We start from the raw sequence: 15,565 nt of genomic DNA, 5'->3' as shown, positions 1-15,565 counted from the left end.
TCGTGATAGCCGGGCGATGGGGTAAAGCTGTCGATTTTACCCGTTAGCGTCGGATCGTCATACGGCGTCCTGCAGCAACGACCGCAATCACCGCAAGCGCGAACATAAGGTTGTTTGCCTCCAGCGTTTCGCCCAGGATCAGTGCGGCGCCGACCAGCGTCATGAAAGGTTGCAGAAGTTGCACCTGTCCGACGCGGGCAATGCCGCCAAGCGCCAAGCCTTTATACCAAAAGAAAAACCCAATAAACATCGAAAAAAGTGACACGTAACCGAATCCTATCCATGCCTTGGCAGAGGCGGTGATGCCGTATTGCCAACCCAGCCATAGGGTGATCGGCAACAGGACGGGCATGGACAGCACCAGCGCCCAGCAGATCACCTGCTGCCCGCCCATGGTCTGCGACAGGCGCCCGCCTTCGGCATAGCCCATAGCGGCCGCAGCGACCGCGCCGAGCAATGCAAAATCGGCAAAGTGCAACGTGCCTCCGCCTTGCATCAGCGCAAAAGCAATGACGATCAGGCTGCCGATGACGGCAGCGATCCAGAATCCGGCCGACGGCCGCTCGCCGAAGCGCAGCGCACCGAACAAGGCGGTTGCCAGTGGCAGGATGCCGACTACGACCGCACCGTGAGACGCGGGCACATAACGCATTGCAATCGACGACAGGACCGGGAAGCCGACCACAACGCCTGCGGCGGTGATCAGCAGCGCCCGCATCTGCGCTGATGTCGGGCGTGGCGCGCCGAGCCACCACAGCAGGACGGCCGAGCCCATCGCCGCGACGACGGCACGGCCGAGCGCCACCAGCACGGGGTTCAGTTCGGCTACCGCCATGCGGGTGAAAGGCAGCGTCAGGCTGAAGATCGCCACGCCCACCACGCCAAGCAGCATGCCGCGGGTTTCCTGTGTCATTGTGCGTTCCATCTTTGCCTCGCTTCTGTCATTTGGCTGGTTCAGCACGGTGCGCCATGCGGCGCGCTCAGGATGCGTGCGAATTGGTCATGATCCACATTCCCACCGCACAGCGGCAGGCCGACCCGGCGACCGCGCAGGCCATCTTTCCTCTGCAATGCGGCGGCCAGTGACGCAGCACCCGCGCCTTCCGCAAGGTTATGCGTGGCGATGAAGTACAGACGCATTGCAGCCGCAACCTCGTCATCGCTGACCGCAACGATGTCTTCGGCGTACTTGAGGATGATGCCGAGCGACGTGTCGTCCGGCACACGGCACGCCATGCCGTCCGCAACGACGGTCGAGACTGGCGACTCCAGCTTGCGCCGCTGTTCGAACGACAGTTTGTACGCCAAGGCATGGGCCGACACCACGCCGACGATGCGCGTCGACAGGCTCAACGCATTGCGGGCGGCGATTGCACCGCAGATGCCGGAGCCCTGCCCGATCGGGACGAACACGACGTCGAGATCGGGCTGCGCCGTGAACAGTTCCATCCAGTAGGTACCGACGCCGCGCACGAGGTCGCGGTGGTAGGAAGGAATCATGTGCAGCGACCGCTCCTCGGCAAGCTGCATCGCGTGTTCCCGGCTTTCCTGGAACTCGCGCCCGTGCTCGATCAGGTTGACGCCGAGCGCACGCATCGCCGCGTTCTTTTCCCTGCTGTTGCCATGCGGGACGACGATGGTCGCCTGTATGCCGTGGCGGCGCGCTGCATAACCGATCGACTGGCCGTGGTTGCCGCGCGTAGCAGAGATCACGCCGTCCACATCCGGCGCGCGCCGCGCCAGCTCATGCATATACACCAGCCCGCCGCGCACCTTGAACGCGCCAGTCGGCGTGTGGTTCTCGTGCTTGATCCAAACCTGCGCGTCGAGTGCCTCGTCCAGCAAGGGCCAGCGGTATTGCGGTGTGGGCGGCATCGCGCGATAGACGATCTGCGCGGCGGAGTCGAGTTCGCTCTTGTCGGGAAGCTGGTGATTCATGGTTGGCTCGGGTTGGCTTGAGGTTTGTTGTCGGTTGAACTATCCTAAACGACGAAACCAATACAGTACCAGTACAGTTACCCAAATAATCCTGACCACTGTCACGGCAAAATGACCAGTACAGCCCAACTCCGCAAAGTCGCCGATATCGCTGCCGCCGCACCACAGGTGCTCTCGCGCGAATCCGGCGAATCGCTGGTGGACCAGATTGTCCGCTCCATCGAGTCACGCATTGACGACAGGCTGTTGCGCAGTGGCGTGCGCATGCCGTCGATCCGCCAGTTTGCCGAGACGCACCGCGTGTCGCGCTTTACGGTGGTGGAGGCATATGACCGCCTCGTGGCAAAAGGTTTCCTCGAATCGCGGCGCGGGTCGGGTTTTTATGTGCGGGAACGCTCACCGTCCATCGTCGCGGCACAGGGCCCGCGACCGGTGGATGCCGTGCCACAGCAACTCGATGTGGTCTGGCTGGTGCGCAACATGTTCCGCCAGCATCCGCCGCACAAGATGCCGGGCTCCGGCCTGCTGCCGTCCGACTGGCTCGACGGCGAACTGATCGCCAACGGCCTGCGCGCCATCAGCCGCCAGCACCAGAACCTGCTGCTGCAATACGGCAATCCACAAGGCTTCCTGCCGCTGCGCCAGCAACTGCAACTGAAGCTGGCCGAGCTGGAAATCGCCGCCACGCCCGAGCAGATCGTCACCACCTCCGGCATCACGCAGGGGCTGGACCTGATCGCGCGACACTTCACGCTGCCGGGCGACACCATCTTCGTCGATGATCCGGCGTGGTTTTTGATGTTCGGCTCCTTCGCCACGCTCGGCGCCAAGGTGATCGGCATCCCGCGCCTGCCAGACGGGCCGGACATCGCAAAGCTGGCCGAGCTGGCGGCGGTCCACAAGCCGAAGTTCTACGTCATCAACTCGGTACTGCACAATCCGACCTCCACCTCGCTGTCGGCGGCCAAGGCCTTCCAGGTGCTGAAGATCGCCGAGCAGCACGACATCATCATCGTCGAGGACGACATCTACTGCGACCTGCATCCCGGCAGCGCGGTGCAGCCCGCCACGCGCATCGCCGCGCTCGACCAGTTGAACCGCGTGATCTACCTCGGCGGCTTTTCCAAGACGCTCGCGGCCAACCTTCGCGTCGGCTTCATCGCCACCTCGCCCGACATGGCCCAGCGCCTGTCCGACCGCAAGATGCTCACCACGCTCACCACCTCCGACCTCGGCGAACGCGTGGTGTACAAGATCCTGTCCGAAGGCCACTACCGCAAGCACGTGGACCGGCTGCGCAGCAAGCTCGACGGCATCCGCGACAAGACCATCAAGCAGCTGGAACGCACCGGCGTCACTGTCGACATCGCGGCACCAGCCGGCATGTTCGTCTGGGCCGATACCGGCCGCGACACTAACGTGCTCGCCGAAAAGGCCTTGGAAGAAGGCTACCTGCTCGCGCCCGGCAGCCTGTTCTCGCCCAGCCAGCTGCCTTCGACGCGGATGCGGATCAATGTCGCGAATATGGGGGATGCGGGGGTGTTGCGGTTTTTGGAGAGGCGGCTTGGGGAGTGAGTGGCAAACATTAGCAAGGTGCGCCATGCGTACGGCCTTTTCGTCGCGCATTGAAAAGGGGGGCTAGCCAATCCGTACGATTCAGTGCGCGGAACGCCCTCCCCTTGCTCACGCCCACCGCCAATTGACGGGATAACGCAGCAGCCTGTCGCTGATCGACCGAAGATGCGACCGCGGCGAATCAGCCGCGGCGCTCATCACCTGCCTTTGCAATAGGCGAACACCGTGTTTGGATTACAACGGAAAGTGCCTCGGTCAGGGATATGGTTGACACCGAGACTCGCCGGAATATCGCGATTAGGGGCGTCGCGGTCGGTGGGATGAATGCCAAAACCGCAGCCATAGGCGCGGTAGCCCGCAACCATACCGAGGTCCCGGATATTATTTCCTCCGCATGCCTGACGGACGGCCACGTTGCCGGACTGAGTGTCGAGCACGCCGCTCATGTTTTGCAAGGGACCTCGGCAAAGCCACGCCTTGCCGCCGTTCTTGGGCGGCTCGCACAGGGTAATGCCTTCCCGGTAGATAACCGGTCGGTTGCGCGCCTCTTCCTCCTGGCGCTTGACCTCCTCTTCCAGCTGCTTGCTGCGCGCGAGCATGTCCCGCTCCGCCCGCTCCCTTTGGGCGGCTTCCTCCCGCCGGCGGCGCTCTTCCTGCTCTGCCTCGGCCTCCTGCTGCCGTTTGCGCTCGGCCTCGGCAGATTCGCGTCGGCGAGTGTCTTCCACGCGCCGCTGCTGCTGCGTAGCCTGCGCCACGCTCTGCTGTTTGCGCTCGGTCTCGGCCTCTGCCCGGCTCGCCCCGGCCCTGTCCTGGCGCGCCTGCTCCTGCTGAGCCAGCACTTTCCTGGCGTGCTGCCAATCGGCTTGGTATTGACGCTCCTTTTCCTCGCGCTCCGCCCTAGCCCTTTCCGCCGCAATGCGGCGCGCATTTTCGAGCGTCTGTTCACTCCTGCGCCGACTTTGCTCGACATAATCATTGACCACCGGCTTCACGCCCGACAGCACTTGCCCCACCGCCTCAGAAGCACGGATTGATGCCCGGGTGCGTTCCCTGGACGCCTTTTCTTCCGCGAGGCGGGCCAGTTCAAACAAACGCCTGCTTTTCTGTTGTGGCGTCTCACGAATGAACCTCTCGGTGTAGACAGTTTCCCAACGCCCGTTGTTCAGCTTCTGAAGCTGCCGAACCAGAGTCGTCGGATCATCGAGCTGAAGGACCCGGCGGGCATTTTTCTGGTGAAGATCGGGGAAGATTAGCTGCTCATCGGTGAATTGCGCGTTCCAGGGTTGCGTCCTGCGCGAGACATTATTACCCTGCCAAAAATTGTATTCGACGTATCCCTCCAATTCCTCCGGATTACGACCGATCATGTGGATGCTCATGGTCGTCCCACCGGATGAATCTGCGCGCCAGGCCGTCTCTATAGTCTGATCGACAGGCGACCATGAAAATGTCAGGCATCCGTCGTACCTGAACCTAAACAACCTGTCGCCGGTGGGCTGAGCCGGAAGCTCCGATTCATACCAGCTATAGCCCACCAGTTGACGCATAAGCCCCCAGCGTTCGTCAGGCAGGAAGGCCCAATATCGCGTGCTGCGCGCGGTCTCCCAGTCAGTGCCGAAAAACAAAGGCATTTGCTGTTCGGTCTCAAGCAGCGTCCCTTGCGGTTCGAGCTTGTAGATAAACCTGAGCCGCTTTTCTTCTGTAAAAATCGCCTCCCCATCCATTCCAAGCGTCAGGTCGCCGCTTGCGGAAACCACGCCGTGCTCATTGCGACGGCTGACTTCCATGCGCGGGGATGGCCCCGCATGCCAGGTGAATTCCAGAAGCTGCGCATGACTGCTCCAGTCGCCTGTGCCTTCCTTGCGCCATACCTGACTGGCCAGGGGAAGCCATGCGCCCCAATCGGCGAGAGGGTTCGCATCGGTCGGTGAACCTGCGCCGATTACTGCCTGCACCGCAGGTGCGTCGGTCGCGGCACGAGATGGGGCTTGTACTGCCGCCGCCGACGCCACACGCGGGTCATTCGCACTGACACCGGACTGACTCTGGAAACGCCAGACATCCTTGATGCCGGCAATCTCCGAGCCGTTCAGGCTGACGTAGTGTTGCTCCCACACACCGCCCTGGGGGGCGACCACATGCATGGGCCATTTGAAGAATCCGGTGCAGACGAAAAGCACGCTGCCGTCGGGCTGCACTGTACCGGTACGGCTGTCGCATACGCCATTCGTCGCAGCCATGCGCAGCTCACCGGGTTGATCGCCACGGGTAATAACATGTGTCATCACTCTACCGGACTTGTCCAGCAACTCCCAGCGTTCGACCAGCTCGACGCCGACCTCACGCCACTCGACCGTGATCTTCCAGTTGCTTCCGAAGCTGTTATCCCCAATCCGATTGCCTCCCAGCCAGGCGGTCCCCGCCAAGTTGGCGTAGACCCCCCACTGCTCCGAGCTCACAGGAGACGCTTCGCCGTGCACGGGTGTCGTTAAGAAGATCCATCCCAGGAAGAGGGTCGAAAAAAATCTGGTCACCAGCGTTTTCATGAGTCTGAAAGTGTATTGCGTTAAAGCAAGGATACAGGTGATCGATACAACTGCACACTGTGTCAAGGAGGTCAGACGCTGATGGTGTTCAAATCCGCCCCAAATCCGGGCTTCATGGATGAAGGTTCTTGTCAGATGGCGCTATCCTTCTCGGCCTACTTGTCCTAGCGAGCGCCGGGTGCGCTCTACGCACCGTTTTTTATCGGGCGCTGGAAGCTGAGCCAAACCATCATGTGTGAATCGGTGCACAAAGCCTACTCCTCCTTCCATCCCCCACCCAGCGCCTGAATCAGTGCAATCGCCGCCGTCTGTCGATCCGCCTGCGCCTGCACCAGCGCGCGCCTTGCATTGAGCGCACTGACCTGCGCGCTGACCACTTCCGAGAAGCTGATCTGCCCGGCGCGGTAGCGGTTCAGCTGCAGCGCCTCCGCTTCGTCGGCGGCCTGCGATGCCTGCCGGCGCAGTTCCAATTGGCGCGAGAGCACCTGCGACGCCGACAGCTGGTCTTCGACATCCTGGAAGGCGGCGAGCACGGTTTGCCGGTAGCGCGCGGTTGCCTCGTCGTGCGCGGCCCGCGCACCTTCCACGCGCGCGCCGGTGGCGCCGGCATCGAACACCGTCTGCGCAACCGATAGGCCCAGCGACCACAGCGCGTTGCCGGCGCTGAACAGGTCCGAGACGCGGCTGCCGCTGGAGCCGTAGGAGGCGCTCAGTCCAATGCTGGGGAAGTAGGCGCTGCGCGCGATGCCGATCTGCTCGTTGGCGACGGCGACGCGCCGTTCCGCCGCCGCGATATCGGGCCGGCGCTGCAGCAGCGTCGAAGGCACGCCGACCGGCACCTGTGGCACAACCGGATTCCAGTCGGCGGGCGCGAGCGTGAAGTCGCCGGGCGCCTTGCCGATGAGTACGGCGATCGCATGTTCGAGCTGTGCGCACTGGCGCTGCAGTCCGGCCTCGTCCGCCTGCGCGTTCGCCAGCTGCGTTTCGGCCTGCAGCACGTCGGTTTTCGGCGCGATGCCGGCGGCGTAGCGGTTGCGGGCGATCTGCAGCGCGCGCTGGTAGCCGGCGATGGTGTCGCGCAGCAGCGCGGCCTGCGCATCGGTCTGGCGCAGCGACAGGTAGTTCGTTGCCAGTTCGCCCTGCGCCGACAGCGTGGCGGAAGCGAGATCAGCGGCGCTGGCCTGCGCACTGGCGGTGGCGCTGCTGACGCCGGCGCGCAGCCGGCCCCAGACGTCCGGCTCCCAAGTGCCGCCGATGGAGAGCCGCACATTGTTGCCAGTACGGCTGCTGCTGCCAGCGCCGGCAGTGGTGGAGCTTCCGCCGCCTCCGGAGCGCGTAGCGCCGCCATCCAGCGACACCACCGGGAACAGCGCGGCGCGCTGCTCGCGCACCAGCGCGCGGGCCTGCACGTAGGCAGCGGCGGCGGCAGCGACGTTCTGGTTCGATACCTCGACGGCGGAGGCCAGCTCGTTCAGCAGCGGGTCGCCGAACAGCGTCCACCATGCGCCGCGATCGATTGCATCGGCGGGCGTGGCCGGCACCCAGTCACGCGCTTCCTTGAACACAGCAGGCACCGGCGCGGCCGGACGCTCGTAGGTGGGACCGACGACGCATCCGCCAAGCAGGACAGGCAGCAGGCAGAGGGACGCGAGGCGGCGGGTCTTCAGCTTTGGAAAGTCAGGCATTGTCTGGTTCATCTCAGGTGGATTCGGGGGAAGGCGCATCGTCGCCCAGATGGCTCTCGCGGCTCAGATGGCGCTCGTCCGTGCTGCGGCGGCGCAGCTTGTCGAGCAGCAGATAGACCACCGGCGTGGTCAGCAGCGTCAGCAGCTGGCTGGCGATCAGGCCGCCGATGATCGCGACGCCGAGCGGACGGCGCAGCTCCGCGCCTTCGCCGAAGCCGATCGCCAGCGGCAGCGCGCCGAGTGCCGCCGCCAGCGTGGTCATCAGGATCGGGCGGAAGCGAAGCAGGCAGGCTTCGCGCACCGCCGCCAGCGGCGTCAGGCCGCGCGCGCGTTCGGCTTCCAGCGCGAAGTCGATGATCAGAATCGCGTTCTTTTTCACGATGCCGATCAGCAGGAACACGCCGATCAGCGCGATGACGGAAAACTCCATCTTGAACAGCAGCAGCGCCAGCACCGCGCCGACGCCGGCCGACGGCAGCGTGGACAGCACCGTGACCGGATGCACCAGGCTCTCATACAGGATGCCGAGCACGATGTAGATCACCACCAGCGCCGCGAGGATCAGCAGCGGCTGCTGGCGCTGTGATTCCTCAAAGCTGCGCGCGGTGCCGGCAAAGCTGCCGCGCACATTGGTCGGCATGCTGATGTCAGCCTCCGCCTGGCGGATCGCCTGCTGCGCTTCGCCGAGGTTGACGCCTTCGGGAAGATTGAAGGAAATCGTTGTCGCCAGTTCCGCATCTTCGTGGCTGATCGAAGCGGGCGTTGCGCGTTCGGAAAAGCGGGCGAACGCTGACAGCGGCACCATGGTTTTCTGCGTGTTGCTGAGGGCCTGTCCGCTCGATGGGTCGCGCAGCGCGGGGTTGACGGTGGCGGCTGCCGTGGTTGTAGGTGCCGTGGTTGACGTTGCGTTTGACGTTGCGGTTGCTGCTGTGGTTGCTGAAGACACATTCCCGCTGGCGGGCACATAGATATCCTTCAGCGCCTCCGGGCTGGTCGCGTACTTCTTCGCGACCTCCATGACCACGTGGTACTGGTTCAGCTCGTCGTAGATGGTCGCCGCCTGCCGCTGGCCGAAGGCGTTGTACAGCGCGTTGTTGACGTCGCGTGCATTGATGCCGAGCCGCGCGGCGGTATCACGGTCCACTTCGACGTAGGTTTCCACGCCGTTTTCCTGCTGGTCCGTGTCCACATCCGTCAGCGCCGGCTGCCGCTTCATGGCGTCGGCCAGCCGGATGGCCCAGGTGCGCAGATCCTCTCGGTTGTCGCTCTTCAACGTGTACTGGTAGGTGGAGTTGCTCTGGCGTCCGCCCATGCGCAGGTCCTGCACCGGATTGAGGAACAGGCTGATGCCGGTGACTTGCGCCAGCTGCGGCCGCAGCCGCGCGATCACCGCCTGCCCGCTCTCGCCGCGTACGTCCGCCGGCTTCAGGTTGACGGACACGAAGCCGCCGCCTGCACGCGAGCCGCCGGTAAAGCCGACTACGGTTTCCACCGCCGGGTCGTGCCGGATGATGTCGACCATTTCGCGCAGCTTTCCTTGCAACGCCTGGAAGGAAATGCTCCGGTCCGCGCGCAGGCCGCCGCTGAGCAGGCCGGAATCCTGCTGCGGGAAAAATCCCTTGGGCGCCGCCATGAACAGATACACGTTGAGCCCGACCACTGCCGCCAGGATGAACAGGATCAGCCAGCGGTGGTACAGCGCCCAGTCCAGGCTGCGCTCGTAGCTGCGGTGCATAAGGTCGAAGCCGCGCTCGAAGAAACGGGAGATCCTGCCGGGCGGGCGCTGCTCGGCACCGGGCTTGAGCAGCCACGCGCACATCATCGGCGTGGTGGTCAGCGAGATCAGCATCGAGATCAGCACCGCCGCCGACAAGGTGACTGCAAACTCGCGGAACAGGCGCCCGATCTGCCCGCCCATGAACAGCAGCGGGATGAAGACCGCAACCAGCGACAGGCTGATCGACAGCACGGTGAACCCGACCTCGCGCGCACCGAGCAGCGCCGCGCGGAAGCGGTCCATGCCGGCCTCGATGTGGCGGCTGGTGTTCTCCAGCACCACGATCGCGTCATCCACGACGAAACCGGTCGCCACCGTCAGCGCCATCAGGGAGAGGTTGTTCAGGCTGAAGCCGAGCAGATACATCACGCCGAAGGTGCCAAGCAGCGATACCACCGTCGCCACGCCGGGAATGATCGTGGCGCGCAGGTTGCGCAGGAAGGCGCTGACCACGAGCACCACCAGCACCACGGCGATCACCAGCGTCAGCTCGATTTCCTGCAGCGACGCGCGGATGGAATGCGTGCGGTCGGACGCGACCTGCAGCTGCACGTCCTGCGGCAGCTGCGCCTGCAGCGACGGCAGCTGCGCGCGCACTGCATCCACGGTATCGATCACGTTGGCGCCGGGCTGGCGCGTGACCAGCACGATCACCGCCGGCTGGCCGTTGAACAGGCCGAGCGTGCGCACATCCTCGGGGCCGTCGCTGACTTCAGCGATATCTTCCAGCCGCACCGCTGCGCCGTTGCGCCACGCCACGACCAGCCCGCGATAGTCGGCTGACGTGGGACGGCCGGCGCCAGCATCGGCCTGAGAGTAAATCTGCAACCGCCGCCCTTCCCCTTCGACCACACCCTTGGGCCGCGTGGCGGAACCGGACTGGATTGCGGCACGCACGTCTTCCATGCTGATGCCGTGGCGGTTGAGGGCGAACGGCAATAGTTCCACGCGCACCGCTGGCAAGGAACCGCCGCCGATTTCGACGTCGCCCACGCCCGGTACCTGCGCCAGCCGCTGCTGCACCAGGTTCGACACCTCTTCGTAGATCTGGCCCGGCGAGCGCGTGGGCGAGGTCAGCGCGAGGATCAGCACCGGCGCATCGGACGGATTGATCTTGCGATAGGTCGGATTGCTGCGCAGCGTCGCCGGCAGATCGGCGCGCGAGGCGTTGATTGCCGCCTGCACCTCGCGCGCGGCAGCGTCGATCTTGCGGTTGAGCTCGAATTGCAGGCTGATGCGGGTCGAGCCGTTGCCGCTGTTGGACGTCATTTCGTTGACGCCGGCGATGGTCCCCAGCCGCCGCTCCAGCGGCGTGGCCACGCTGGTCGCCATGGTCTCCGGGCTGGCGCCCGGCAGCGAGGCGCTGACCGAGATCACCGGGTAATCCACCTGCGGCAGCGGCGCGACCGGCAGCACGAAGAAGGCCGCGATGCCGGCAAGCGCCAGCCAGATGGTCAGCAGCACCGTGGCCACCGGGCGGCGCACGAAAGGTGCGGACAGGTTCACTGCGCGCCTCCGGTGTCAACTCCTGCGCCGGCCTCTCGCCGCGCGGCACGGCGGCTGCCGAGGCGGTCGAACGCCAGATAGATTACCGGCGTGGTGAACAGCGTCAGGAGCTGGCTGAGTACCAGTCCGCCGAAGATGGACAGGCCGAGCGGCCGGCGCAGTTCCGCGCCATCGCCCCAGCCAAACATCAGCGGCAGCGCCGAGAACAACGCGGCCAGCGTGGTCATCAGGATCGGGCGGAAGCGCAGCAGCGCTGCCTGGTGGATCGCCTCGCGCGGCGACTTGCCTTCGTTGCGTTCGGCGTCGATGGCGAAGTCGATCATCATGATCGCGTTTTTCTTCACAATGCCGATCAGCAGGATGATACCGATGATGCCGATCACGCCGAGCTCGTGCCCGGTGAGCATCAGTGCCAGTAGTGCGCCCACCCCGGCCGAGGGCAGCGTGGACAGGATGGTCAGCGGATGGATGTAGCTTTCGTACAGCACGCCGAGCACGATGTACACGCACACCACCGCCGCCAGGATCAGCCACAGCTGGTTGGTCAGCGACGCCTCGTAGGCGCCGGCCGCGCCGAGGAAGCTCATGCTGACCGAGGCCGGCAGCTCGATGTCCTGTGCCGCCTGCCGTACCGCGTCGACCGCCTTGCCGAGCGATACGCCGGGTGCAGTGTCGAAGCCGATGGTGGTGGCCGGATACTGCGCCACATGCGTGATCTGCAACGGTGCCTGCCGCTCGGTGATGGTCGCTACCGCCGACAGCGGCGTGGTCTTGCCGGACGCGGTGCGCAACGGCAGCTGGCCGAGCATCGCCGGCGTCGCCATGCCGGGATGCGCTTCAAGGATCACGCGGTACTGGTTGGTCTGCGTGAAGATGGTGGACACGATGCGCTGGCCGAACGCGCTGTACAAGGCGTCGTCGATGGCGGAGGCGGTGATCGACAGTCGCGCCGCCGTGTCGCGGTCGATATCGATAGCCAGCGCCGCACCGGTGGCGCCGGCATCCGACACCACCTCGCGCAGTGCATCGGACGCCTGCATGCGCTGCGACAGCCGCGTTGCCCAATGCTGCACGGCCGCGCTGTCCGCACCTTGCAGGGAGACACGGAATTGCGTCGGGCCGGTTTCCGCATCGATGGTCAGGTCCTGCGTCGGCTGCAGGTAGAGCTTGAGCCCGGCAATGTGCGCCACCCGCTCGCGCAAGCGGTCCATCGTCTCCTGCTGCGAGCCGCTGCGTTCCCGCTTCAGGTTGATCAGCATGCTGCCGGTATGCATCATCGTGTTGCTGGCCGCATCCACGCCGACCAGCGAGCTGAGCGACTCAACGTCCGGGTCTTCCATGATGGCCCGCGCCGCGTCCTGCTGCAGCCGCGCCATGCGCTCGAAGGACACCGATTCGGCCGCCTCCACCCGCGCCCGCAGCTGTCCGGTGTCCTGCACCGGGAACAGCCCCTTGGGGATCAGCACGTACAGCAGCACGGTCAGCGCGAGCGTTGCCAGCGCCACCAGCAGCGTCAGCGGCTGCCGTTCCAGCACCCATTGCAGAGCAACATCGTATCGCCCGATCAGCCGGTCGAACAGGCGTTGGATGCGCGCGCCGATGCCCTGTTCGCCGGGCGGCGTGGTGGAATGCCAGCGTGCCGCCATCATCGGCACCAGCGTCAGCGACACCACGGCGGAAATCAGGATGGTGATCGCGAGCGTGACCGCGAATTCGCGGAACAGCCGCCCCACCACGTCGCCCATGAACAGCAGCGGGATCAGTACCGCGACCAGCGATACCGTCAGCGAAATGATGGTGAAGCCAATCTGCGTCGCGCCCTTGAGCGCGGCCTGCATCGGCCTTTCGCCCTTTTCGATGTAGCGCGCGATGTTCTCGATCATCACGATCGCATCGTCCACGACGAAACCCGTTGCAATAGTCAATGCCATCAGGCTCAGGTTGTTCAGGCTGTAGCCGAGCAGGTACATCGCGCCGCAGGTACCGATCAGCGATATCGGCACCGCAAGGCTGGCGATCACCGTCGCGCGCAGGTCATGCAGAAAGGCAAAAATCACCAGCACCACCAGCACTACCGCAAGGATCAGCTCGATTTCCACATGCTGGACGGAAGCGCGGATGCCGTTGGTGCGGTCGCTCAGCACGTCCACCTGCACCGACGCCGGCAGGCTTTCGCGCAGTTCCGGCAATCTTTCCTTGATCGCATCAACGGTTGCAATCACGTTGGCGCCCGGCTGGCGCTGCACGTTCAGGATGACCGCCGGCTTCAGACCGGACCAGGCGGCTAGCCGGACATTCTCCGCGCTGTCGACTACCTGCGCGACTTCCGACAGGCGCACCGGCGCGCCATTGCGCCAGGCGACGATCAGGTTCTTGTAATCATCGACGGTCAGCAGCTGGTCGTTGGCATTGATGGAAAAGGAGCGCGTCGGCCCATCGATGCTGCCCTTGGCGCTGTTGGCGTTGGCCGCGGCGATCGCCGTGCGCAGCGTGTCCAGCCCCAGCCCCTGCGACGCCAGTGCCTGCGTGTCGGCCTGGATGCGCACCGCCGGCCGCTGGCCGCCCGACAGCGTGACGAGGCCGACGCCGGACACCTGGCTGATCTTCAGCGCCAGACGGGTGTTGACGAGGTTCTGCACCTCGGTCAGCGGCAGCGTGTCGGACGTGATCGCCAGCGTCAGCACCGGTGCATCGGCAGGATTGACCTTCGCGTACACCGGCGGCGCCGGCAGGTCGGCCGGCAGCAGCGAGGCGGCGGCATTGATTGCGGCCTGCACTTCCTGCTCGGCCACGTCCAGCGCCTCGCCCAGGCCGAACTGCAGCGTGACGATGGACACGCCGGCGGCGCTGGTGGAGCTCATGCGCTGCAGCCCCGACATCTGGCCGAACTGCCGCTCCAGCGGCGCGGTCACGCTGCGGCTCATCACCTCCGGGCTGGCGCCCGGGTACAGCGTCTGCACCTGGATGGTCGGGAAATCGACCTGCGGCAACGCCGACAGCGGCAGGAAGCGGAAACCGATGAGGCCAGCCAGCACGATCGCCAGCATCAGCAGCGAGGTGGCGACCGGCCTTTCGATGAATGGGCGTGACGGGCTCATTGCGCCGCCCCGGCCCCGGCGCTGCGCCGGCGTTCGCCAGCCGGCCGCTGCCCGCTACCTTGGCTCCCCTCCTGTGCTCCGCCTGGCGGCGATGCGGACGCTTGCGGCCTGCCCGGCCGGTCGCCCGGCACGTTGACGCGCGCGCCGTCCTTGAGCCGGTCCGCGCCTTCGGTGATCACCTGCTCACCGGCCGTCAGCCCCGATACGATCTGCACTTTATCTGCGGTCATCAGGCCGCGCTTCACCGGACGCAGCGACACGGTTCGCTCGGCGGCATTAAGCACATAGACATAATCGCCGTCGCCGCCATGCCGCAATGCGGTCACCGGCACGGTCAGCGCCCCTGCAAGGGTGTGCAACTGCAGCCGCACATTGACGAACTGGCTGGGGAAGAGCGCGTGTTTCGCATTCGTAAAACGCGCTTTCGCACGCACCGTGCCGGTCTGCACATCGACCTGGTTGTCCATTGCCAGAAAGCGGCCGGTATCCAGCAGCGTCGTGCGGCTGCGGTCATATGCCTCCACCGGCAGCACGGCGCCCTCGTTGATACGTATGCGCAGTTCGCCGATGCGGTCCTGCGGTACCGCGAATTCGACGTCGATCGGCTCGGTCTGGGTGATGACGACGATGCCGTTGGCGTCGCTCGGCCCGATCACATTGCCGATGTCGGCCGCCCGCAGGCCTACCCGCCCGCCGATTGGCGCGTTGACGCGGGTATAACCGAGGTTCAGCCGCGCGGTGCCCTCGGCAGCGCGGTTGGCGATCACCGTGCCTTCCAGCTGCTTGACCAGCGCCGCCTGCGTATCGACTTCCTGGCGCGCGATCGAGTCTTGCGCCAGCAGCGTGCGGTAGCGTTCCAGCGTCAGCCGTGCGTTTTCCAGCTGCGCCTCGTCGCGCTTGCGCTGGCCGGTCGCCTGCATCAGGGCCATTTCGAACTGGCGCGGATCGATGGTCGCCAGCAGCTGGCCGGCCTTCACTGTTTCTCCCTCGCGAAAATGAATCTTCTGCAGCACGCCCGACACCTGCGGCCGCACGACGGCAGTGGCAGCGGCGGCCACCGTGCCAAGCGAATCGACGATCACCGGCAGGTCGGCCTGCTCGACGCTCGCCACGCCGACGGTGGTCATCGGCGGCCCGCCCCGCCATCCGCCGCCCGGGCCGCGCCCGTCCTGCGTCGGCTGGTGCGTCAGGTACCAGGCGAGCCAGCCAAGCGCAACCAGCGCCAGCAGGGCAACGATCACGCCGATGAGGGATTTTCTTCCTGGTTTGTTCGCTGTAGGGTGTCCGGCCGCGACCGGAGAGGTTTCTGTTTGCCGATTGTTATCTTTGTCCGACTTCATTGATTTCCCTTGCAGTACGGGGGGCGAATAGGGTCCGACCAGTTCCCGAGATGAGTGTTTCCGAATGTTCTCGTTTTTTTGTATCCCTGAATTGTCTCTC

The 15,565-nt window shown here is 65.1% G+C and carries 8 protein-coding genes; 1 reads left to right on the top strand and 7 read right to left on the bottom strand.

All coding sequences use genetic code 11. The annotated features are described in order from the left end of the window. Positions 1 to 43 precede the first annotated feature (43 nt). Together ACYVIA_RS08710 and ACYVIA_RS08705 are read right to left on the bottom strand one after the other, a co-directional pair. Positions 44 to 913 (bottom strand): DMT family transporter, encoded by an 870-nt coding sequence (locus ACYVIA_RS08710; protein WP_460839886.1) that lies wholly within the window; start codon positions 911 to 913, stop codon positions 44 to 46. Between the two features lie 41 nt (positions 914 to 954). Continuing rightward, a complete protein-coding gene (locus tag ACYVIA_RS08705; RefSeq protein WP_460839884.1) occupies positions 955 to 1,938 on the bottom strand; it encodes a threonine dehydratase in 984 nt (327 codons plus the stop codon). A gap of 111 nt (positions 1,939 to 2,049) precedes the next feature. On the opposite strand from ACYVIA_RS08705, the gene ACYVIA_RS08700 reads away from it, so the two are divergent. Continuing rightward, on the top strand, positions 2,050 to 3,513 hold the full coding sequence (locus ACYVIA_RS08700) for an aminotransferase-like domain-containing protein (protein WP_460839882.1): 1,464 nt from the start codon (positions 2,050 to 2,052) through the stop codon (positions 3,511 to 3,513). Between the two features lie 197 nt (positions 3,514 to 3,710). Here ACYVIA_RS08700 and ACYVIA_RS08695 read toward each other — a convergent pair whose 3' ends face one another. The 5 genes from ACYVIA_RS08695 to ACYVIA_RS08675 all read right to left on the bottom strand — a co-directional run bounded on the left by ACYVIA_RS08695 (position 3,711) and on the right by ACYVIA_RS08675 (position 15,465). Next, the gene (locus ACYVIA_RS08695) at positions 3,711 to 6,059 is read right to left on the bottom strand and encodes a hypothetical protein (RefSeq protein WP_460839880.1); all 2,349 of its coding nucleotides are present in this window, start codon (positions 6,057 to 6,059) and stop codon (positions 3,711 to 3,713) included. Between the two features lie 254 nt (positions 6,060 to 6,313). Further along, positions 6,314 to 7,744 carry an efflux transporter outer membrane subunit gene (locus tag ACYVIA_RS08690; protein ID WP_460839879.1) on the bottom strand — a complete coding sequence of 477 codons (1,431 nt, stop codon included), beginning with the start codon at positions 7,742 to 7,744 and terminating at the stop codon, positions 6,314 to 6,316. A gap of 13 nt (positions 7,745 to 7,757) precedes the next feature. Next, a complete protein-coding gene (locus ACYVIA_RS08685) occupies positions 7,758 to 11,027 on the bottom strand; it encodes an efflux RND transporter permease subunit (RefSeq protein ID WP_460839877.1) in 3,270 nt (1,089 codons plus the stop codon). Next, positions 11,024 to 14,125, bottom strand: a complete 3,102-nt coding sequence (locus ACYVIA_RS08680; RefSeq protein WP_460839875.1) for an efflux RND transporter permease subunit — start codon at positions 14,123 to 14,125, stop codon at positions 11,024 to 11,026. The genes ACYVIA_RS08685 and ACYVIA_RS08680 overlap by 4 nt, the downstream gene beginning before the upstream one ends. Continuing rightward, positions 14,122 to 15,465 (bottom strand): efflux RND transporter periplasmic adaptor subunit, encoded by a 1,344-nt coding sequence (locus ACYVIA_RS08675; RefSeq protein WP_460839873.1) that lies wholly within the window; start codon positions 15,463 to 15,465, stop codon positions 14,122 to 14,124. The genes ACYVIA_RS08680 and ACYVIA_RS08675 overlap by 4 nt, the downstream gene beginning before the upstream one ends. Positions 15,466 to 15,565 lie beyond the last annotated feature (100 nt).

The organism is Noviherbaspirillum agri (assembly GCF_054780595.1).
Note: the sequence above shows the minus strand (reverse complement) of the source record. Positions and strands in the feature narration are given on the sequence as shown.

Bases quoted from the DNA above. Each gene is read 5' to 3' on its own strand.
- ACYVIA_RS08675 (WP_460839873.1), bottom strand. From the start codon at position 15,465: ATGAAGTCGGACAAAGATAACAATCGGCAAACAGAAACCTCTCCGGTC.
- ACYVIA_RS08700 (WP_460839882.1), top strand. From the start codon at position 2,050: ATGACCAGTACAGCCCAACTCCGCAAAGTCGCCGATATCGCTGCCGCC.
- ACYVIA_RS08680 (WP_460839875.1), bottom strand. From the start codon at position 14,125: ATGAGCCCGTCACGCCCATTCATCGAAAGGCCGGTCGCCACCTCGCTG.
- ACYVIA_RS08695 (WP_460839880.1), bottom strand. From the start codon at position 6,059: ATGAAAACGCTGGTGACCAGATTTTTTTCGACCCTCTTCCTGGGATGG.
- ACYVIA_RS08710 (WP_460839886.1), bottom strand. From the start codon at position 913: ATGACACAGGAAACCCGCGGCATGCTGCTTGGCGTGGTGGGCGTGGCG.
- ACYVIA_RS08690 (WP_460839879.1), bottom strand. From the start codon at position 7,744: ATGCCTGACTTTCCAAAGCTGAAGACCCGCCGCCTCGCGTCCCTCTGC.
- ACYVIA_RS08705 (WP_460839884.1), bottom strand. From the start codon at position 1,938: ATGAATCACCAGCTTCCCGACAAGAGCGAACTCGACTCCGCCGCGCAG.